Annotated in this window: 19 protein-coding genes; 12 read left to right on the forward strand and 7 right to left on the reverse strand. The window is 71.2% G+C overall.

Features of this window, described 5'->3' with window-relative positions; genetic code table 11:
* Positions 1-30: 30 nt before the first annotated feature.
* Positions 31-759, forward strand: a complete 729-nt coding sequence (locus ACZ58V_RS30130) for a response regulator transcription factor (RefSeq protein WP_423570503.1) — start codon at positions 31-33, stop codon at positions 757-759.
* 150 nt (positions 760-909) lie between these two features.
* Here ACZ58V_RS30130 and ACZ58V_RS30135 read toward each other — a convergent pair whose 3' ends face one another.
* Complete coding sequence (locus tag ACZ58V_RS30135) at positions 910-1701, reverse strand: hypothetical protein (protein ID WP_468194344.1); 792 nt, start codon at positions 1699-1701, stop codon at positions 910-912.
* A 96-nt stretch (positions 1702-1797) separates the two neighbouring features.
* Positions 1798-2532, reverse strand: coding sequence for a hypothetical protein (locus ACZ58V_RS30140; RefSeq protein ID WP_468194347.1), 735 nt, complete (start codon positions 2530-2532; stop codon positions 1798-1800).
* A gap of 233 nt (positions 2533-2765) precedes the next feature.
* On the opposite strand from ACZ58V_RS30140, the gene ACZ58V_RS30145 reads away from it, so the two are divergent.
* From ACZ58V_RS30145 to ACZ58V_RS30160, 4 genes are all read left to right on the forward strand, one after another.
* Positions 2766-3548 carry an SDR family NAD(P)-dependent oxidoreductase gene (locus ACZ58V_RS30145; protein WP_468194620.1) on the forward strand — a complete coding sequence of 261 codons (783 nt, stop codon included), beginning with the start codon at positions 2766-2768 and terminating at the stop codon, positions 3546-3548.
* A gap of 115 nt (positions 3549-3663) precedes the next feature.
* On the forward strand, positions 3664-4782 hold the full coding sequence (locus tag ACZ58V_RS30150) for an LLM class flavin-dependent oxidoreductase (RefSeq protein WP_471293870.1): 1119 nt from the start codon (positions 3664-3666) through the stop codon (positions 4780-4782).
* A 90-nt stretch (positions 4783-4872) separates the two neighbouring features.
* Positions 4873-6603 carry an N-acyl-D-amino-acid deacylase family protein gene (locus ACZ58V_RS30155; RefSeq protein WP_471293873.1) on the forward strand — a complete coding sequence of 577 codons (1731 nt, stop codon included), beginning with the start codon at positions 4873-4875 and terminating at the stop codon, positions 6601-6603.
* A 240-nt stretch (positions 6604-6843) separates the two neighbouring features.
* Positions 6844-8277, forward strand: coding sequence for an aldehyde dehydrogenase family protein (locus ACZ58V_RS30160; RefSeq protein ID WP_471293875.1), 1434 nt, complete (start codon positions 6844-6846; stop codon positions 8275-8277).
* 6 nt (positions 8278-8283) lie between these two features.
* On the opposite strand, the gene ACZ58V_RS30165 is transcribed toward ACZ58V_RS30160, so the two are convergent.
* A complete protein-coding gene (locus ACZ58V_RS30165) occupies positions 8284-8676 on the reverse strand; it encodes a nitroreductase/quinone reductase family protein (RefSeq protein WP_468194358.1) in 393 nt (130 codons plus the stop codon).
* Positions 8677-8724: 48 nt separating this feature from the next.
* Positions 8725-8946: a hypothetical protein gene (locus ACZ58V_RS30170; RefSeq protein ID WP_468194360.1), complete on the reverse strand. Its 222-nt coding sequence runs from the start codon at positions 8944-8946 to the stop codon at positions 8725-8727.
* Between the two features lie 129 nt (positions 8947-9075).
* Between ACZ58V_RS30170 and ACZ58V_RS30175 the strand changes: the two genes are divergently transcribed.
* The gene (locus tag ACZ58V_RS30175) at positions 9076-10719 is read left to right on the forward strand and encodes a hypothetical protein (RefSeq protein ID WP_471293878.1); all 1644 of its coding nucleotides are present in this window, start codon (positions 9076-9078) and stop codon (positions 10717-10719) included.
* Here ACZ58V_RS30175 and ACZ58V_RS30180 read toward each other — a convergent pair.
* The 3 genes from ACZ58V_RS30180 to ACZ58V_RS30190 all read right to left on the reverse strand — a co-directional run bounded on the left by ACZ58V_RS30180 (position 10691) and on the right by ACZ58V_RS30190 (position 14137).
* On the reverse strand, positions 10691-12196 hold the full coding sequence (locus ACZ58V_RS30180; protein WP_471293880.1) for a CehA/McbA family metallohydrolase: 1506 nt from the start codon (positions 12194-12196) through the stop codon (positions 10691-10693). The two genes, ACZ58V_RS30175 and ACZ58V_RS30180, sit on opposite strands and share 29 nt — an antisense overlap.
* A 148-nt stretch (positions 12197-12344) precedes the next feature.
* Complete coding sequence (locus ACZ58V_RS30185) at positions 12345-12995, reverse strand: response regulator (RefSeq protein WP_468194368.1); 651 nt, start codon at positions 12993-12995, stop codon at positions 12345-12347.
* The gene (locus ACZ58V_RS30190) at positions 12992-14137 is read right to left on the reverse strand and encodes a sensor histidine kinase (RefSeq protein ID WP_471293883.1); all 1146 of its coding nucleotides are present in this window, start codon (positions 14135-14137) and stop codon (positions 12992-12994) included. Before ACZ58V_RS30190 ends, ACZ58V_RS30185 begins: the two co-directional genes overlap by 4 nt.
* A gap of 132 nt (positions 14138-14269) precedes the next feature.
* Here ACZ58V_RS30190 and ACZ58V_RS30195 point away from each other — a divergent pair, with 132 nt between their 5' ends.
* From ACZ58V_RS30195 to ACZ58V_RS30220, 6 genes are all read left to right on the forward strand, one after another.
* Positions 14270-14968: a class I SAM-dependent methyltransferase gene (locus ACZ58V_RS30195; protein WP_468194373.1), complete on the forward strand. Its 699-nt coding sequence runs from the start codon at positions 14270-14272 to the stop codon at positions 14966-14968.
* Positions 14965-15471, forward strand: a complete 507-nt coding sequence (locus ACZ58V_RS30200; protein WP_471293886.1) for a DedA family protein — start codon at positions 14965-14967, stop codon at positions 15469-15471. The genes ACZ58V_RS30195 and ACZ58V_RS30200 overlap by 4 nt, the downstream gene beginning before the upstream one ends.
* Positions 15472-15524: 53 nt before the next feature.
* On the forward strand, positions 15525-16370 hold the full coding sequence (locus tag ACZ58V_RS30205) for an LLM class F420-dependent oxidoreductase (RefSeq protein ID WP_468194379.1): 846 nt from the start codon (positions 15525-15527) through the stop codon (positions 16368-16370).
* 126 nt (positions 16371-16496) lie between these two features.
* Positions 16497-16955, forward strand: a complete 459-nt coding sequence (locus tag ACZ58V_RS30210) for an RICIN domain-containing protein (RefSeq protein ID WP_471293890.1) — start codon at positions 16497-16499, stop codon at positions 16953-16955.
* Between the two features lie 141 nt (positions 16956-17096).
* On the forward strand, positions 17097-17303 hold the full coding sequence (locus ACZ58V_RS30215; protein WP_468194383.1) for a hypothetical protein: 207 nt from the start codon (positions 17097-17099) through the stop codon (positions 17301-17303).
* A gap of 43 nt (positions 17304-17346) precedes the next feature.
* A complete protein-coding gene (locus tag ACZ58V_RS30220) occupies positions 17347-19932 on the forward strand; it encodes a bifunctional FO biosynthesis protein CofGH (protein WP_471293892.1) in 2586 nt (861 codons plus the stop codon).

Raw genomic sequence — 19932 nt, forward strand, 5'->3', positions numbered from 1 at the left:
CGTCATGGCTTCGGCGGAAGGACACGCGAAGTGCGATCCCCCCGGCACGTCCGATCTTCCAAGGACGCGAGTACCACCGTTCGAGCAGATCCGTTCCGCAGGCTGTCCGTCGCCCTGGCCTGCGCGGAGGGCGACTGGCCGCACGACGACTGGCCGGACCCCGACGATCCGTACGTGGGCCGGGCGCTGCCCGTGTCCCCGCCCTTCCACGCGCTCCTCGAGCGTCCGTTGAAGGGTGCGGTGGACGTCGTCGTCCTGCGCTGCGAGGATCCGTCGACCGCCTACGCGGGGCTCCTGAAGGCCACGGGCGCCATGAGCGTCCCGGTGATCGTCGTCAGCCCCCGGCAGGACCCCGACACGGTGGTCGAGGTGTTCCGGGGCGGAGCGGGCTATCTGGTCGAGGGCGAGTACTGCACCGACATGCTGTCCTCGGCGGTCATGGCCGCCATGGTCGGCTCCACCTACCTCTCGCCGAGCGCGTGCGCCGCCCTGCGGGACGCGGCCCAGCGGATGCCCGGCGGCGGGGAGGCGGAGCGGCTGCGCTCGCTGCTCTCGCCGCGGGAGCGGGAGATCATGGAACTCCTCTCGACCGGTCTCGGCGCCCAGGAGATCGGCCTCAGATTACGGCTGACCGAGAAGACCGTCCGCAACAACCTCAGCAACATCTACGCCAAGCTCGACGCCCGTGGCGGCACGGACGCCGCGCTGCGGTGGCTGGGGGCCACGCCCGGCGACCAGCTGGGGTCGACCGCACGCTGACGCGGCGCTCCGGGCACCGACGATGAAGCCCCCGCGTGCAGCGCGGGGGCCGGTTGTGCCTTGTTGCCGTTGCCGTTCGCAGGGCCGGTGCCGGTGCCGGTGCCGGTGCTGCCGTTACGGTCGGCGCTCCGGTGGCGGCTCCTGTTTCCGCTACGGCGCAGGTATCTCCGACAGTGGGATCTCGACGTCCGCGACGTTCGGGCCGCCCTCTTCGAAGCCGGGTTCCGCCCTGAGGCTGTTCGACGAGTTCTGGATTCCGCCGGCCTCGGGAGTTCCGCACTTCACGTTGCGCAGCCAGAGGCGGCCGTCAGGGGTGCCGTTCTTCAGGAGTTGCGGATAGAAGACGTGCACGCTCGTGCCGCCCTCGCTGGGGGAGAAGAACACCTTCTGGCCGTCCTGCGCCTCTTTGTACGTGGCCTTGAGGAAGCCGCTCACATCGGTGCGCTTCTCCGACCACATGAAGAAGCCGAGGTGGTCGGCCTTCACGGTGTCGGTCCTGGAGAAGTCGAATCCGGTTCCCGTGTCGTCGCGCTTGATGCTGAATTCCGTCGTGTTGAACTTGGCGCCGATCTCGAAGAACGAGTTCCCCAGCTTCGAGTCCGCGGCGGCCGTGAACCCGTCCTCAAGAGTGATGGACCTCGTCACCGAGGCGGACACGCTGAAGTCCTTCGTGGCGGCGGTCGTGGATCCGCAGTTGTCCGTCACGGTGGAAACGCGCTTGTTCGCGCCCAGGCTGTTCCTCTTGACCTGGACATCGACGAATTCACAGTTCTCCAGTTTCGCGGAGTCCTCCGCGCAGTCCTTGGACACCTCGGAGGGGGTGGCGGCACCCGCCTGGTTCATCAGCGGAACGGCAACCGCGACGGCCACCACCGGGGCCAGCATGAGGGCGATGCGCTTCTTCTTGCTCCGGTGATGTCCCTTGCGGCCGGTGCGTGTCATGGTGCGTCTCCTTGGGGGGAAGTGAGGGGGACGAGGTTCGTCTGCCACGGGCGGCCGGGCTGTCGGCAACCCGATGACAGTGGGGATCGGGAGTCCTCAGCAGTCCGTCAGGACGGGCTTGGCCACCCCGTCCGCGATTCCGGGGGCGCCGGCGGCTCCGGCCAGGACGACGGGTCCCTCGATGACCTCGGGCGCCGCGAAGTTCTGCTCGGGGCTGGGATTGACGGCGAAGCTCCCCGGGTCGGCGTCGATCCGCACGCGCCATTCGCCCGTCATGCGCTGCATCTTCGGCGTGAACTCCATGTGCAGGACCTTGCCGACCGGGACTTCCCTCGTCTCCGTGTCGCCGGCGGTCACCGACTTGATCGTCAGGTCGGTCGTTCCCTTGTGCTTGAGCCAGGATCCGCTCAGAAAGCCGAAGAGGCCTCCGCCGGCGCCCTGTTGTGTCGCGGTGTACTTGCCCTCGCCCTGGCCCACGGTGGCCTTCCAGGTGATGCTGACCTTCGCCGGTTCGGTGGCGTTCGGCTCGCAGTTCGGGAAGTCGATCGAGGCCTTCTCCTTGGGGCCGTCGAAGGTCTCGAACTTCGTCTCGGCGAACTCGCAGTTGTCGGCCTGGAATCCGTCTCCCAGACCGCCTCCAAAATCGCTGGTCGACCGCTTCACACCGTCGATCACCGCAGACCTCTCGCACATCCCCATGATCTGCTCCGGCGTCTTCTCCTCGGCCGCGTTCGCCGACGGCAGCAGCGCCAGGACCCCGGCACCGGTGGCGAGCGCGGACCCGATGGCGATGAGTCGGACCTTCTTGCTCTTCAGGGCCCTCTTGCCCATGTCTTGCTCCGTCCTTGGTGGCTTCTTTGCCTTACCGAGAAGGGATTATTGGCTCGGGCCGGAAGAGCCGACAGAGTCAAATGTCCCTACCGGCCAGTTGCTTGACGTGTGCGTCGCGACACACCCCGCGATCCCCCGGCTCTTGTCTGATGGATCGTCAGATACGACCATGGGCATCCTCCGAACCCGCATGACGATGCGTCAGGAAGGGTGTCCACGTGTCCACATCTCTCATGGGTGAGCCCACGGGCAAGCTCGACGGACGGGTCGTCATCGTCACCGGCGCCGCGCGCGGCCAGGGCGAGCAGGAGGCCCGGCTGTTCAGGGCCGAGGGGGCGCGGGTGGTCGTCGCGGATGTCCTCGACGGCCAGGGCGAGGCCCTCGCGAAGGAGATCGGCGCCCGGTACGTCCATCTCGACGTGGGCCGGGAGGAGGACTGGCAAGCCGCCGTCGCCACCGCCAAGGACGCCTACGGCCATGTCGACGGGCTCGTCAACAACGCCGGCATCCTGCGCTTCAACTCCCTCCTCGACACGCCCCTCGACGAGTTCATGCAGGTCGTCCAGGTCAACCAGGTGGGCTGTTTCCTCGGCATCAGGGCGGTCGCCCCGGAGATGGCCGACGGGGGCACGATCGTCAACACCGCCTCCTACACCGGCCTGACCGGTATGGCCGCGGTGGGCTCCTACGCGGCGACCAAGCACGCCGTGGTCGGGCTGACCCGGGTCGCCGCGCTGGAGCTGGCCGGGCGGGGGATCCGCGTCAACGCCGTGTGCCCGGGCGCCATCGACACGGCGATGTCCAACCCGGCCCGGCTGGACCCGGGCGCCGATCTGAAGGAGACGGCGAAGGGCCTCGACCGGCTCTACCGCAAGCTCGTGCCGCTGGGGCGGGTCGGGCAGCCGGAGGAGGTGGCCAGGCTCGCCCTGTTCCTGACCTCTCAGGACTCGTCGTACATCACCGGGCAGCCGTTCGTGATCGACGGGGGATGGCTGGCGGGCGTCAGCGTCATCTGACCACGCCGACTGAGCTGACGGGGCGTCAGCTATTGACGCTCCCGAGGGCCGGTGGAACAGTCGGAGCCATGAATCTGACGATTCGTCAGAAGTGACCGTGGGGCGGTGGATCTCCGTGGAATTCGGGCTCTTCGTACAGGGATACGTGGGCAAGCGGGCCGAGACCGACCCGCTCGCCGAACACAAGGCGCTGATGGAGGAGACCGAGTACGTCATCCAGGCGGACAAGTCGGGCTTCAAGTACGCCTGGGCCTCCGAGCACCACTTCCTGGAGGAGTACTCGCACCTCTCCGCCAACGACGTCTTCCTCGGCTACCTGGCGCACGCCACCGAGCGGATCCATCTCGGCTCGGGGATCTTCAACCCGCTCGCCCCGGTCAACCACCCGGTGAAGGTCGCCGAGAAGGTCGCCATGCTCGACCATCTCAGCGAGGGACGCTTCGAGTTCGGCAGCGGGCGGGGCGCCGGATCGCACGAGATCCTCGGGTTCCTGCCGGGGATCACCGACATGAACCACACCAAGGAACTCTGGGAAGAGACCATCGCCGAGTTCCCGAAGATGTGGCTCCAGGACGAGTACGCCGGCTTCCACGGCAAGCACTGGTCGCTGCCGCCGAGGAAGATCCTGCCGAAGCCGTACGGGAAGTCCCACCCGGCGATGTGGTACGCGGCCGGGTCGCCGCCCTCGTACGCCATGGCCGCGAAGAAGGGGCTCGGCGTGCTCGGCTTCAGCGTGCAGAAGGTCTCCGACATGGAGTGGGTGCTGGAGCAGTACAAGACGGCGATCGTGGACGCGGAGCCGGTGGGTGACTTCGTGAACGACAACGTGATGGTGACGACCACGGCGATCTGTGCGCCGACCCATGCGGAGGCTGTGCGGATCGCGGCGAGCGGGGGGCTGCACTATCTGCCCTCGCTGGTGTTCCGGTACCACGACACGTTTCCCCGGCCCGAGGGGTTTCCGGTGTGGCCCGAGACGCTGCCGGCGTACACCGAGGAGTTCGTGGAGGTGCTCATCGAGGAGGAGCTGCTGATCTGCGGGGATCCGGACGAGGTGCTGCGGCAGTGTGAGCGGTGGGAGCGGGCCGGGGCGGATCAGTTGAGTTTCGGGTTGCCGGTGGGGGTGCCGAAGGAGGAGACGTTGCAGACGATCCGGTTGGTCGGGGAGCACGTGATTCCGAAGATCGATACGGATCCTGTGCATCGGACTTCGCGGTTCCGGGGTGCTGCCTGATCGCCGTTGGCGGGTGCGGGTGCGTCGTGGCTCGTCGCGCAGTTCCCCGCGCCCCTTAGGGGCAACGAACCTAAGGGAGTTGAGTAGCTCATGCTCGATCACGTCATCCAGGGTGTGACCGTCGTGGACGGGACGGGCGCCCCGGCGTACACCGCCGATGTCGGCATTCGCGACGGCCGTATCGCCGTCATCGGTCAGGTCACCGAGGAAGCCCGCACCACCGAAGACGCTGCCGGTCTCGTCCTCGCGCCCGGCTTCGTCGATCCCCACACCCACTACGACGCCCAGCTCTTCTGGGACCCGTACGCCACGCCCTCGCTCAATCACGGCGTCACCACGGTCGCGGGCGGGAACTGCGGATTCACGCTCGCGCCGCTGAACCCTGCCCGCCCCGAGGACGCCGACTACACGCGCCGCATGATGTCGAAGGTCGAGGGCATGGCGCTGGTGGCGTTGGAGGAGGGGACACCGTGGAGTTGGCGTTCCTTCGGGGAGTATCTGGATGCCCTGGAGGGGCGGATCGCGGTCAACGCCGGTTTCATGGTGGGGCACTGTGCGCTGCGGCGGTATGTGATGGGGCCACAGGCGGTGGGCGGGCAGCCGAGTGCGGAGCAGCTCGCCGACATGGTGCGGTTGCTGCGCGAGGCCATGGACGCCGGCGCCTGGGGGTTCTCCACCACCCAGTCGACCAGCCACTCCGACGGCGACGGGCAGCCGGTGGCCTCCCGGCATGCCGGGCCGGCCGAACTGCTCGCGCTGTCGCGGGCCGTCGGTGAGCACGAGGGGACGCAGATCGAGGCGATCGTCGCGGGCTGTCTGGATCAGTTCAGCGACGCCGAGATCGATCTGTTCGTGGAGATGAGCGCGGTGGCGGGGCGGCCGCTGAACTGGAACGTGCTGACGGTCGACGCGTCTGTTCCCGAGCGCGTGCCCCGGCAGCTTCTCGCGAGCGAGCAGGCCCGGAAGGCGGGCGGCCGGGTCGTGGCGCTGACCATGCCGATCCTCACGCCGATGAACATGTCTCTGGGTACGTTCTGCGCGCTGAACCTGATCCCCGGGTGGGGGCCGGTGCTCGCGCTGCCCGTGCCCGAGCGGATCGAGAAGCTGCGCGATCCGGCCGTACGGGCGGAGCTGCTGCGCCGCGCTCAGTCGAAGGAGGCGGGTGTCTTCCGGCGGCTCTCCAACTTCGGGCGGTACGTCATCGGCGACACCTACAGCGACGCGAACGCCGGGCTGACCGGGCGCGTGGTGAAGGACATCGCCGAGGAGCGCGGCCAGGAGCCCTTCGAGTGCCTGGTGGAGATCTGCGCCGCCGACGGGCTGCGTACGGTCCTGTGGCCGATGCCGACCGACAACGACCCGGCGTCCTGGGCGCTCAGGGCGGAGACCTGGCAGCACGAGGACGTGCTGCTCGGCGGTTCCGACGCGGGCGCCCATCTGGACCGGATGTGCGGGGCGCCGTACACGACCCGGTTCCTCGGGGACTGCCTGCGGGGCCGGAAGCTGGTCGGTCTGGAGCAGGCGGTGAGGATGCTGACCGACGACCCGGCCCGGCTCTTCGGCCTGCGGGAGCGGGGGCAGGTGCGGGAGGGCTGGCATGCGGACCTGGTCCTGTTCGACCCGGACCGCATCGACGCGGGCCCGGCCACCCTGGTGCACGACCTGCCGGGTGACAGCCCGCGGCTGGACTCCCGGGCGCTCGGCGTACGGGCCGTGTGGGTCAACGGCGTCGAGGCGATCCGGGACGACGTGGTGACGGGTGCGGTACCGGGGCGCGTGCTGCGTTCCGGTCGGGACACGGAGACGGTGAGCACCAGGTGACGGTACGGGTGATGGCACGGGCGGCGGTACGGGTGATGAGGCGGGAGCCCGCACGGGGGCGACCGGGGCGGCGGTACGGGTGATGACGCGGGAGGCCGCATGGGGGCCGACAGGGGCGACGGTGCGGGAGACGGCAGAGGCGACGACAGAGGCGACGGCGCGGGAGACGACAGAGGCGATCGCACGGGGGCGACAGGGGTGACGACACGAGGGGCGACACGGGCCACTTCACACCAGGCGTTGTTTGTCGGCGGCTCCTGGGTGCGGCCGGACGGCGGGCACTACGAGGTGATCGACCCGGCGACCGAGGAGAGCGTCGGGTGGGCGCCCGAGGCCTCGCGGGATCAGGTGCTCGCGGCCTGTGCCGCGGCCCGCGAGGCCTTCGGGCCCTGGTCACGGACCTCGCCGGAGGAACGGGCCGCGGTCCTCGGCCGGGCGGCGCGGATCATCGCCGGCCGCATCGGGGAGTACGCGGAGCTGGCCCGGGCGGAGACGGGTGCGACCACGGCCACCGCACGTGCCATGCAGGTCGGGGTCGCCGCCGCCCGCTTCCGGCGCTACGCGCGCGTGGAGCCCGCCGAGTGGGCGATCCCGCCCCAGATCAACGAGGCCGGGCCGATGGGCAGGGCGGGTGTGATGGGCGCCCTGGCCGTCCGCCAGCCCGTCGGGGTCGTCACCTGCGTCACCTCGTACAACAACCCCTGGGCCAACCCGGCCGGCAAGATCGCCCCGGCCCTGGCCATGGGCAACACGGTGGTGGTGAAACCCGCCCCGCAGGACCCGCTGTCGGTCTACCGGATGGCGGAGGCGCTGGAGGCGGCGGGCGTGCCGCCGGGCGTGGTGAACGTGGTCAGCGGATCCCGTACGGAGGTCGGTGAGGCGGCCGTGGAGTCGCCGGACGTCGACATGGTCAGCTTCACCGGCTCGACGGCGGTCGGGCAGCGCATCGCCGAGGTGTGCGGGCGCGGTATGAAACGGCAGTTGATGGAGCTGGGTGGGAAGGGGGCGGCGGTCGTCTTCGACGACGCGGACCTCGCGTCGGCCGTTGCCGGGATCGGGACCACCTTCTCCTTCTACAGCGGCCAGATCTGCACGGCACCGACGCGGGTGCTGGCCCAGCGTGGGGTGTACGACCGTCTGGTCGAGCAACTGGCCGCCTATGCGGGCCGGTTGAAGGTCGGCGACCCGAGGGAGCGGGACACGGTGGTGGGTCCGGTGATCTCGGCGGCACACCGGGACCGCGTGGAGTCGTACGTCGAACTGGGCCGCAAGGAAGGCGCGGTGGTCGTCACGGGCGGCGAACGCCCCGCCCTCACACCGGGCTTCTACATCACCCCGACACTCCTCGCCGACTGCACCAACGACATGCGCGTGGCCCGCGAGGAGATCTTCGGCCCGGTGGTGGTCGTCATCCCCTTCGACGACGAGGAGGAGGGTGTGGAACTGGCCAACGACACCGACTACGGCCTCATCGACTACGTCTGGTCGGGGGACGTGGCCCGAGCCTTCCGGGTGGCGCGGCGGCTGCGGGCCGGCGGGGTCGGGGTCAACACCGTCGGCCGCAACATGGAGGCCCCCTTCGGCGGCTTCAAGAAGAGCGGGGTCGGCAGGGACGTCGGCTCCTACGCCCTGCACGCGTACAGCGAGGTGCAGGCGATCGTGTGGCCGGGCTGACGCCTCTCAGCTGTCCAGGTCCACCCGCACCGTCAGGAGATTCGTCCCGAAGGCCCGCACGCCCAGGCCGTTGAAGCGGGGCAGCCGCCGCAGCCGCGCCACCGGATCGTCGTCCGGCACCAGTTGAGCTGTCCCCGCGTACCACCGCCCCCGGATCCGCACCCGCACCCGCGGATCGGCCTGGATGTTGCGGACGTACTGCGACCGCTCACCGAACTCCGACACCAGCCAGAAGGCGTCCCCGACGCGCCGCCCGCCCACCGGCGTCTGCCGGGGCAGCCCGGAGACGCGGCCCGTCGTCTCGATGACCGTCTGGAGGGGGAGGCGGCGCAGCAGCGGATTGATCCGGCGCTGGAAGGCCGTGGCGCCACGGAACCTGATGTCGGCGAGGCGGGGCATCGTCAGTGGACTCCTTCGTACGTGGCTGAGGGCAGGGTGTCCATCTGATCACCGCTCCCGGCTCGCCACCAGAAGCGCACGGGTCCAGGCCGCCAGCCGGCCGACCATCGTGAGCGCGTGCGCCGTACGCGACCGGAGGAAGGGCAGGACGAGCAAGGCGGGCACGAACGCCAGGGTCACGACGAGCACGGGTACGAGCGCGCCCAGGACGAGCAGGACACGTTGCGCCCAGCGGGCGCCGACGAGGAGACCGGTCCAGCGGGTAGGCATGTGGGGGTTCCCTTCGAGTCGCGGCTTCGAGCCGACGAGCGATCGATGCCGGAACCCTCCGTCCTGTCGGGTACGTTGCGAAAGGCGCACCATGGTGCCAGGACCGAGTCAACACTTCGGGGGGACGCCTTGACCGTCGTGGCCCGCAATTCCGGGAATTCATCGGAGATCGAACGCGGTGAGGTGCCCGAACTTGCCGAGCTCGGCACCATGTTGAAGGACCTGTTCAACACGCTGGGCATCAGCCAGCGGCAGTACGCGAAACGGATCAGCCTCGATCCGTCGGTGGTCTCGCGCGCCTTCGGCGGCCGGCGGATGCCCACCAAGCACTTCATCGAGCAGCTGATCTCCGAGGTCGAGGCCGAACGCGGTGGTTCCGTCACGCCCGCGGCGAGGGACGCGATCCACGCCAAGTGGCTCACAGCGCTGAAGGAGACCGACCCCTCCGAGTTCCGACTGGAGAGTCTGCGCGGGGAGTTGGCGAGATCCCGGCGTGACACCGAGCGGGCGAACCGCAATGTCGAGGCCCTGCACCTTCTGTTGCAGCAGCGGGAGGCGCAGGCCCATGACGCCGCCAGGGATCTGGCGCAGCTCCAGCTGGACTGGAGTGCCGAGCGGGCCGATGCCGCCGGTGCACGGGGCGAGCTGAGCAGGGAGCAGGCATCCCTGTCGGCGTCGCGTGAGGTGCTGTTACGCGAGATCGAGCAGCTGAAGAGGGACCTTCAGGAGGCTGAGCGACTCCGTTCCGAGGCGGAGGAGCACAGCCGCGAGCTGCGGGAGCGTGTCCTGCGCCTGGAGGAGGAACTGGCGGAGCGCGGGGCGGCGGGTGCGATCCCGCTGGAGGTGTTCAAGGGCCAGTTGCTGCGGATGTGGGAAGAGGAGAACTTTCCCGAGGCGTCGCGTGATCTGACGGAGGCGGCGTGGTCGCGGCCGATGGACGAGGTGCTGGACCTCATGGCGTGGCTGGCGCAGAGGAAGGACCGGGAGCATGTGAGCGCTCTTGTCTCCGACGTCGGCCGCCTGCGCCCGGCCCGGGACGTCCTGCGGATCGCCGCGGAGCTGCTGGCCAAAGCCTCGGGCCCGCCGGGAGCGGTGCTGGGCGAAACGACGGTCCAGGACGCGTGGGTGACGGCGGTGGCGTCCCGCATCACGGAGAGCAATGTCGCCGGCTACTACCGGGAGGTGTCGGACCTCGAGGGGCCCAGCGGCTCGCTGAGCGACCGGATGCTGGCCGCGGCGGTGCGGCGCGCGACCACACCGGCCGAGGCCCTGGGCCTGATCACCGCGGCCCTGACGGGCGGGGAGCCGTCCGGCGGCGGGCTCCACCTCACCATCGGTGCGGTGGCCGCGCCCTATCGCATCGCCGTCGACCCGGGCTTCCCGTTCCACGTGATGGCGGGGCTGATCGGAGCCGGTCTGAGCGACATGGCCGGGACCGTCATGGTGCGGGTCAGCCGCCAGGACAGCCCGAAGCTCAGGCCCGCGGCCCCCGTGGCCCAGCGGTTCCACCGGGGCCTGCGAGAACTGGACGAACGGGCGCTCCGCGACCTGTTCGGGTTCCTCGTCGAGGAGGCCGACGACAGGTTGGTGGGAGCGGTCGCCGTGATGATGTACTTCGGGGCCGACGGCGACCTCTCCCTGTTCGACCGGCTGCTGAAGGAACTGGGAGCCAGAGTCGAAGACCTGCTCGAGGCAATGATGAGCCGCTGGAGCCCCGACCTGTTCGAGTACGTGGTGCGCCGTGTCAACGCCCCAGGAAAATCGGGTTCGTGAACGCCGCCAGCGGCCCCGGCACCGGCCCCGCCGCCGCCTCGTGGCGCACCTCGGCCCGTACGTAGGCCGCGTACGACGGCGTCGTGCGCCACTCGACGACCCCCGCGCCCGCCACCGGCAGCGGCGCGCTCGTGTGCAGTACGCCCTGGTCGGTGACGAAGCGGACCGTGCAGCGCGGGGCGCCGGTGACCTCCAGGCGGACGGTGACCGGGGTGTCGCGGCCGACGGCGAGACGTTCGCCGATGCCCGCGTGTTCGCCGCGGCCCCCGGACGCCCGGAACGACAGCGCGAGCCTGGCGGACTCGGCGATGTACGACCGTCCCGCCCGGATGCCCTCCTGGATCGCCTGACGGGTCAGGTCGTCGGCGAGGACGACCGTCTGGGGGCTGCCGACGGGGTCCGGGTCGCGGTGGGCGTCGCTGCTGCCCATCGCCGGGATCCAGCCGCGTTCGCCCCGCACGGACGCCACCAGCATGCTGTCCCAGTCGGCCAGCGTCACCTCGTCGTCGGGCGTGTAGGGGCCGTTCCACACCTCCACCGCGTCCGCCTCGCCGAAGCCGAACTTCCAGTTGCAGCCGACGCAGGTCGCGTGCGGATGGGCCGGGACGACCAGGCCGCCGGCGCGGCGGATCTGCCGGGAGAAGCGGCCGAAGCGGTTGTCGCGGGCACGGTAGCGCCAGTCGACGAAGGTGCCCGGGTCGGTTCCGAGCGCCACCACGTGCCCGTTCCGTGTGGTGATCTCCTCGCCCAGCATGACCAGCAGGTCGTCCCCGGCCACATCCGCCCAGTGCGCGTGCGCCGAGTGCGTGTTGTGGTCGGAGGAGTTGATGAAGTCCAGCCCCGCCGCCCGCGCCAGCGCCCCGATCTCGGCGGGGGTGCGGCGGCCGTCGGAGTACCAGGAGTGGAGGTGGCAGTCGCCCCGGTACCAGGCACGCCCCCGCCCCTTGGCCCGCTCCGGCGGATACACCGGCCGGGCGGCCTCGCCCGGCTCGCCGTACGTCAGCGTGATCGTGATCTCGTAGGACAGGCCCTGCGGGGCGACCGTGTACGGGCCGAGCGCGATGTGCCAGGTGCCCTCGCGCACCGGGCCCGGGAGGTAGCCGGGCGTCGCGTCGTCGGCGCGGAGGAAGAACTCGGTGCGCGCCCCGCCCGACCAGCCCCGGAAGCCCCGGCCGCCGAGCTCGGTGCCGCGGTCGTCGAAGACGCCGATGTCGAGGGCGTTGCCCGTGGTCCCGGCCGGGACGGCCGGCCGGTCGTAGGTGTAGGCGACCTTGATCTCCCGGACCCCGGCCGGGACCTCGACGGGCACGTACACGAAGTCGGGGGAGCCGGGCGGCAGGGTGCCCCGCACCGTTCTGGTCTCCTGGTCCCCGTCGGCCGCTGAAGCGAAGCTCACGCTTCCCAACGTAAGCGCGGCGGCGGCTCCCGTCACGAACAGAGCGCGTCGGGCGAGCCCGCCGTGGTTGTCCTCGCACATGCTGCTGCTCCCAAGGTGTCGTCGGTGACAAGGCATGGGTGGTGCAGGGGTGGTGCGTGCAACCGTTGTATTGAGCCGTGAACTCGCGGGCAAGGGAAGGGGATACGGCGGCGGGCAGCAGCGGAACAGGCCGCGTGGGGCGGGGACTTCAGGCGGTGAGGCCGGCGTCGCGGGCCAGCAGGGCCGCCTGTACCCGGTTGGTGACCTCCAGCGCGGTGAGGATGCGGCTGACGTGGGCCTTGACGGTGCTCTCGCGCATGCCGAGCCGGGCGGCGATGTCGGCGTTGGTCTCGCCCTGGGCGAGCAGGGCCAGCACGTCGCGTTCCCGGGGTGTGAGCCGGTCGAGGCCGGCCCGGGCGGCGGTCGCCCGCGGCCCGCCCGTCCGGTGGTAGCGGTCGATGAGGCGGCGGGCGGCGCTGGGGTGGAGCATCGCCGAGCCGGCGGCGACGAGGCGGACGGCGCGCAGGATCTCGGCCGGGTCGGTGTCCTTCAGGAGGAAGCCGTCGGCCCCGGCCGCGAGGGCGTCGTAGACGTACTCGTCGAGGTCGAAGGTCGTCAGCGTGATCACCCTCGGTGGGTGGGGTAGGGCGCGCAGCCGGGCGGTGGCCGTGATGCCGTCCATGCGGGGCATGCGTACGTCGACGAGGGCGACGTCGGCGCGGTGCGCGGTGGCCTGCTCGACGGCGTGCAGGCCGTCGGAGGCCTGGGCGACGACCTCGATGCCCGGGTCCCCGTCGAGGAGGTCGGCCAGGCCCAGGCGGACCAGGGCGTCGTCGTCGGCGATCAGGACGCGGATCATGTGGGGATGCCGTTCTGCTCGACAGAGGTGGGGTGGGGGATGCGGGCGGCCAGCCGCCAGCTGCCGGCGCCGCTCGGCCCGGCATACAGGTCGCCGCCGAGGGCGGTGACCCGCTCGCGCAGCCCGACCAGCCCGAAACCGGACGCGACGGCGGGTCCGGCCGAGCTGCCGGGGGTGTTGGTGACCTCCACCGTGGTGGCGGGCCGCCGGTAGGTGACGCGGACGCGCACCGGGGCACCTCCGGCGTGCTTACGGGCGTTCGTCAACGCCTCCTGGACGAGACGGTAGACGGCCAGCCGGTGCGCGGCGGGAGCCTCCTCGGGCAGCCCGTCCCTCTCCAGCTCGGCCTGTTGCCCCGCTGCCCGAGCCTGCTCGACCAGCTCGTCCACATCGCGCAGGACGGGGACGGGAGCGGCTTCGACGGGCTCGGCCCCGGGATCGCGCAGGGCGCCGAGGACGTCGCGGAGGTCGGCCAGGGCCTCGGTGGAGGCGGTACGCAGCAGGGTCAGGCGTTCCACGACCGGCTCGGGCAGCGGCTCGCTCCTGGTCGTCAGGACACCCGTGTGCAGGGCGATCAGGCTCAGGCGGTGTGCCAGTACGTCGTGCATCTCCGCGGCGATCCGGGACCGCTCGGCGGACCGGGCCGCCTCCTCGCGGAGCGCCCGCTCGATCCGCAGATGCTCGACCTGGTCGCCCAGCGCCCGCAGCAGCCGGCGCCGGTTGCCCACCCACAGCCCGCCCACCAGGGCCAGCGGCACGAACAGGGTGGAGCCGTACCGCTGCGGGGTCCACAGTGAGACCGCGGGAGGGATGAGCAGGTTGGCGACCAGCGCGGTCGCGGCACAGCCCAGCGCCGCCCAGGCACGCCGCTGCGACGCCAGGTCGAACAGCGCGACGAGCAGCAGCACCAGCAGAGGCCACCCCCACAGCCCGGTCGCCACGGTGGTGAGCCCGGCCGCGGCGTACCAGGGCAGCCGCGGCACCAGCAGGGCCGCCCCGCACAGCACCGCCGCGACGGTGGCCGGGATCAGATACCGGCCGCCGGCCGTGTTGGCGCTGTTCAGCACGGCGAGGGCGGTCAGCGGCACAACCAGGCACCAGCGCCCGAGGGTGCCCCACCGGAAGCCATCTCTCCGTTTCACCCATCGGATCCTAGGCGGCCACGGTCCGCCCGCCGTACGACCTCAGTCCCCTTCCACCCCCTACTTTCGTAGGGGAAGACGGCCGCACAACGCATGATCTCCGGGCGCGGCCCGGTTCCTAGCGTCAAAACCATGGCTCTACGAACCATGGACTGGACGTTCCTCACCGAAGCCGCCCGCGATCCGCGCACCACCGGCGCCGTCGCCCCCAGCGGCAAGGCCCTCGCCCGTGTGCTGACCGACCCGGTGCGCACCCTGGCCCCGGGGCCGCTGACCGTACTGGAGGCGGGCGCCGGGACCGGCGCGGTCACCCGCGCCCTGATACCCCAACTGACCCCGGGCAGCCGCCTGGACGTCGTCGAGGCCAACCCGCGCTTCGCCGACCGGCTGCGCCGGCTCGTCGACACCCACCCGCACCTGGCCGGCGAGCCCGAGCGGGTCCGCGTCCACCGCTCCTACGTCGAGGACCTCCCGGGCGAACAGTGCTACGACGTGATCGTCTCCGGCCTGCCCCTGACCAACTTCACCCCCGACGGCGTCGAAGCGATCATGGCCCGCTACCTGGAGCTGCTGCACCCCGGCGGCACCCTGACCTACTTCGCCTACCTGGGCACCCGGTCCGCCCGCACCCTGCTGTCCTCCCGCGCGCAGACCCGCAGGCACCGTGCCGTCGAGGAGGTCATGGCCGCCTACCAGCGCCGGTACGCCACCGGCCGCTGGTCGGTGTGGGCGAACCTTCCGCCGGCTCGGGTCTGGCAGTTGCGCAAGCCGTGCCGTGCCGGGCGGGAAGAGCGGGGCGAGCCGCATGCCGTCACCGGAACCGGCCGGTGACCGTCCCGTCGGACCTCCTCGGTCACCTCCCCGCCACCGCCGCCTACGCGGTGCTGGCCGCCGCGGTCCTGGCCGAGTCCGTCCTGCTGCTCGGCGCCTTCGTCCCCAGCCTCGGCCTGTTGCTCGCGGCGGGGGCGCTGGCCCGCACCGGACCTCTGAGCCTGCCCCTGGTCATCGGTGTCACCACGGCCGCGGCGGTGACCGGTGACTTCCTGGCCCACCGCACCGGAGCCCTGCTGGGCGACCGCCTGCGCACGGGGAACCTGGGCAGCCGCATCCCGGCCGCCGCCTGGCGGCAGGCCGAGACCCAGATGGACCGCCGCGGTGGCGGAGCCGTCTTCCTGGCCCGCTTCCTCCCGGTGGTCCGCACCCTCACCCCCCACCTCGCGGGCGCCACCCGCCTGCCCTACCACCGCATCGCGCCCTACAGCACCGCCGCCGCTGCCCTGTGGGCCACCGCCGAGACCGGCATCGGCTATGCGGCACTCGCGACGGTCACCTGAAAGCCCGACCGGTCGGTATGGACGCCTGGTTGTCCCTCGGGTACAGATGGGTCATGCGCATCGCCGTAACGATCTTCCTCACCGACGAGACGATCACCCCGACCCGGCTCGCCCGGGAGCTGGAGGGCCGCGGTTTCGCCGGGCTGTATCTGCCCGAGCACACGCACATCCCCGTCGAGCGGACCACCCCGTACCCGGCGGGCGGCGAGCTGCCGCGCGAGTACGGCCGTACCTTCGACCCGTTCGTGGCGCTCGGCCAGGCCGCCGCCGTCACCGAGCGGCTCGGTCTCGGCACGGGCATCACGCTCGTCGCCCAGCACGATCCGATCGACCTGGCCAAGCAGGTCGCGACCCTGGACCATCTGTCCGGCGGCCGGTTCACCCTCGGGCTCGGCTTCGGCTGGAACGTCGAGGAGGCCGCCGACCACGGCGTACGGTGGCACACCCGGCGCGAGCTGGGCCGGGACCGGATGGCCCTGATGCGGGCGCTGTGGTCGGAGGAACCGGTCGCGTACGAGGGGGAGTTCGGCGGTGTCCGGGCCAGTCACGCGCACCCCAAGCCCGTGCAGAAGCCGCGCGGCCCGGTCGTGGGCCCGCGCACGCTGCTCGGCGGGGCCGCCGGGCCCAAGCTGTTCGCCCACATCTGCGAGTACGCGGACGGCTGGCTGCCCATCGGCGGCCGCGGCCTCTCCGAATCCCTGCCCCGGCTGCGCACGGCCTGGACCGAAGCGGGCCGTGACCCCGAGGCCCTCCAGGTCGTCCCGTACGCCGTCCACCCGACCCCGGGCAAGCTCGCCCACTACGCCGGCCTCGGCATCGAGGAGGTCGTGGTGCAGCTGCCGCCGGCGGGGGAGGCCGAGGTGCTGAAGGCGCTGGACGCGTACCAGGAGTACCTCTGACAACTCCCCCTTCAGGGAGGTGGGTTCGCCGCTTGTGGAACAGATGTACAGGTGTGGTCACTCCGGCCTCGCCGAGGCCGCATCCGGGTACCACCTGGGCGGAACCGGCCGAGCAGAGGGGGACTCATGAATCTGACCAGACTGGCCGCCGTGGGAGCGGTCGTCGGGCTCGCCTTGGGCCTGAGCAGCGCACCGGCGAGCGCGGCACCGAGGACCAGCGCCTTCGAGAACCAGGCACCGGCAGGGGCGTGCCTGGACTTCCGGGCCGACTACGGCCCGTACGTCTTCAACTGCAACGGCACCGACTACCAGAAGTGGCACTGGAACGACGAGATCCGGCTCACCGCGCTCCGGCAGGTGGCCACGAAGCTGTGTCTCACGCTGCGCAACGGCGAGCTGACCATGAAGCCCTGTGCCGCCGCCGACGAGGCGGCGCTGTGGTCCGTCGACACATCGTCACCCGGGGGCGCGCTGATCCAGAACAACGTGAACCACAAGTGCCTCGCGCGCGGGGCGAACGACCGCGTCTCCACGGCGCTGTGCACCGGCGGTCCTTCCCAGCGCTGGCTTGTCTGGGCCGCCTGACGGCAGGCCCCGGCCGCGCGCCCGGAACGATCAGTAAGCTGCGGGCGAAAGAGCCGGGTGGGCGAGCACCGGTGCGCGACCGACCATCGCGGCCGACAGGTGTGACCCGCCCGGTTTCCAGCTGCCATGGGGGGAAGCGTCATGAGGATTGCCTGGTTGGCCTGGCTCGTCCGGCACTTCAACGAGTACGGCTACAGCCAAGGGTTGTCGCGTGCCGCGATCGGCACCCTGGCCGTGCTCGTGACCGCCGCGCTGGTCTGGTTCGCGCTGCACCGCAACAGGCCGGCCGCCATAGCCGGCGCCGGGCTCACGTCCGCCCTGGGCATCGGGTGGCTGGCCTTCCACTGACGTGGCTCGCCCGGGTTGATCAGCGCACTCGTATGCTCGAAGGATGACGACTTCCGCGACCTCCGGAACGGGCCCCACCGAGAACTCCATGCGTCGCGCCCTGAAACGGGCCAGGGACGGCGTCTCCCTCGATGTCGCCGAGGCGGCGGTGCTGCTCCAGGCCCGGGGCGGGCAGCTGGAGGACCTGTCGGCCTCGGCCGCCCGGGTCCGGGACGCCGGCCTGGAGGCGGCCGGCCGGCCCGGCGTCATCACGTACTCGAAGAGCGTGTTCATCCCCCTGACCCGGCTGTGCCGGGACAAGTGCCACTACTGCACCTTCGTCACCGTCCCCGGCAAGCTGCGCCGCGAGGGCCACGGGATGTTCATGTCCCCGGACGAGGTCCTGGACATCGCCCGCAAGGGCGCCGCCCTCGGCTGCAAGGAAGCCCTCATCACCCTCGGCGACAAGCCCGAGGACCGCTGGCCCGAGGCGCGCGAGTGGCTCGACGCGCACGGCTACGACGACACCCTCGCCTACGTACGGGCCATCTCCATCCGGATCCTGGAGGAGACCGGCCTGCTGCCCCACCTCAACCCGGGCGTCATGAGCTGGACCGACTTCCAGCGCCTGAAGCCGGTGGCCCCCAGCATGGGCATGATGCTGGAGACGACCGCGACCCGGCTCTGGTCCGAGCCGGGCGGTCCCCACCACGGCTCTCCCGACAAGGAGCCCGCCGTGCGCCTGCGCGTCCTGGAGGACGCCGGGCGGTCCTCCGTCCCCTTCACCTCCGGGGTCCTCATAGGCATCGGGGAGACCTACGAGGAGCGCGCCGAGTCGCTGTTCGCGCTGCGGAAGGTGACCCGGGCCTACCACGGCATCCAGGAACTCATCATCCAGAACTTCCGCGCCAAGCCGGACACCGCCATGCGCGGCATGCCGGACGCCGAACTGGACGAGCTGGTCGCCACGGTGGCCGTCGCCCGGCTGCTCATGGGCCCGTCGGGCTGCATCCAGGCCCCGCCCAACCTCGTCGACGACGAGTACGAGCGGCTGATCGGCGCCGGTATCGACGACTGGGGCGGGGTCTCCCCGCTGACCATCGACCACGTCAACCCCGAGCGCCCCTGGCCGCAGATCGAGCAGCTCGCCGAGAAGTCCCGGGCGGCCGGCTTCGAGCTGCGGGAACGGCTCTGCGTGTACCCGGAGTTCGTGCGGCGCGGCGAGCCCTGGCTGGACCCGCGGCTGCGCCCACACGTGGCCGCGCTGGCCGACCCGGAGACCGGGCTGGCCCGCCCCGACGCCCTTCCGAAGGGCCTGCCGTGGCAGGAGCCGGAGGAGGTCTTCACGGCGTCCGGCCGCACCGACCTGCACTCCACGATCGACACCGAGGGCCGTACCTCCGACCGCCGGGACGACTTCGACGAGGTGTACGGCGACTGGGGCGCCCTGCGCGAGGCCGCCGTCCCGGGCATGGCGCCGCAGCGCATCGACACGGACGTGCGCGAGGCCCTGCGCACGGCCGCCGACGACCCCACGAAGCTCACCGACGACGAGGCGCTGGCCCTGCTGCACGCGGACGGACCGGCGCTGGACGCCCTCGCCCGGGTCGCCGACGACGTACGGAAGTCGGCCGTCGGTGACGACGTCACCTACATCGTCACCCGCAACATCAACTTCACCAACGTCTGCTACACGGGCTGCCGCTTCTGCGCCTTCGCCCAGCGCCGCACGGACGCCGACGCCTACACCCTCTCCCTCGACCAGGTCGCCGACCGGGCGCAGCAGGCCTGGGACGTCGGCGCGGTGGAGGTCTGCATGCAGGGCGGCATCCACCCGGACCTGCCCGGCACGGCGTACTTCGACATCGCGCGGGCGGTGAAGGAACGCGTCCCGGGCATGCATGTGCACGCCTTCTCGCCGATGGAGGTCGTCAACGGCGCGACCCGCACCGGCATGTCCATCCGCGAGTGGCTGACCGCCGCCAAGGAAGCGGGCCTGGACACCATCCCGGGCACGGCCGCCGAGATCCTCGACGACGAGGTCCGCTGGATCCTCACCAAGGGCAAACTGCCCGCCGCGGACTGGATCGACGTCGTGACGACGGCCCACGAGCTGGGCATCCGGTCGTCCTCGACGATGATGTACGGCCATGTCGACCAGCCCCGGCACTGGCTCGGGCACCTGCGCACCCTCGCGGGCATCCAGCAGCGCACGGGCGGCTTCACCGAGTTCGTGACGCTGCCGTTCGTGCACACCAACGCGCCGGTCTACCTGGCGGGGATCGCCCGCCCGGGCCCGACCATGCGGGACAACCGCGCGGTCACGGCCATGGCCCGGCTGCTGCTGCACCCGTACATCCCCAACATCCAGACCAGCTGGGTGAAGCTCGGCACCGAGGGCGCCGCCGAGATGCTCCGCTCCGGCGCGAACGACCTGGGCGGCACGCTCATGGAGGAGACGATCTCCCGCATGGCGGGCTCGTCGTACGGCTCGTACAAGTCGGTCAAGGACCTCATCGCGGTGGCCGACGCCGCGGGCCGCCCGTCGAAGCCCCGGAACACCCTCTACGGGGACATCTCCGAGGAGCGACAGCAGGCGGCCCAGGCGTCGGACGGGCATCTGCCGGAGCTGCTGCCGGTACTGGACTGA

The sequence above is a fragment of the Streptomyces sp. NPDC040589 genome, from assembly GCF_055594445.1.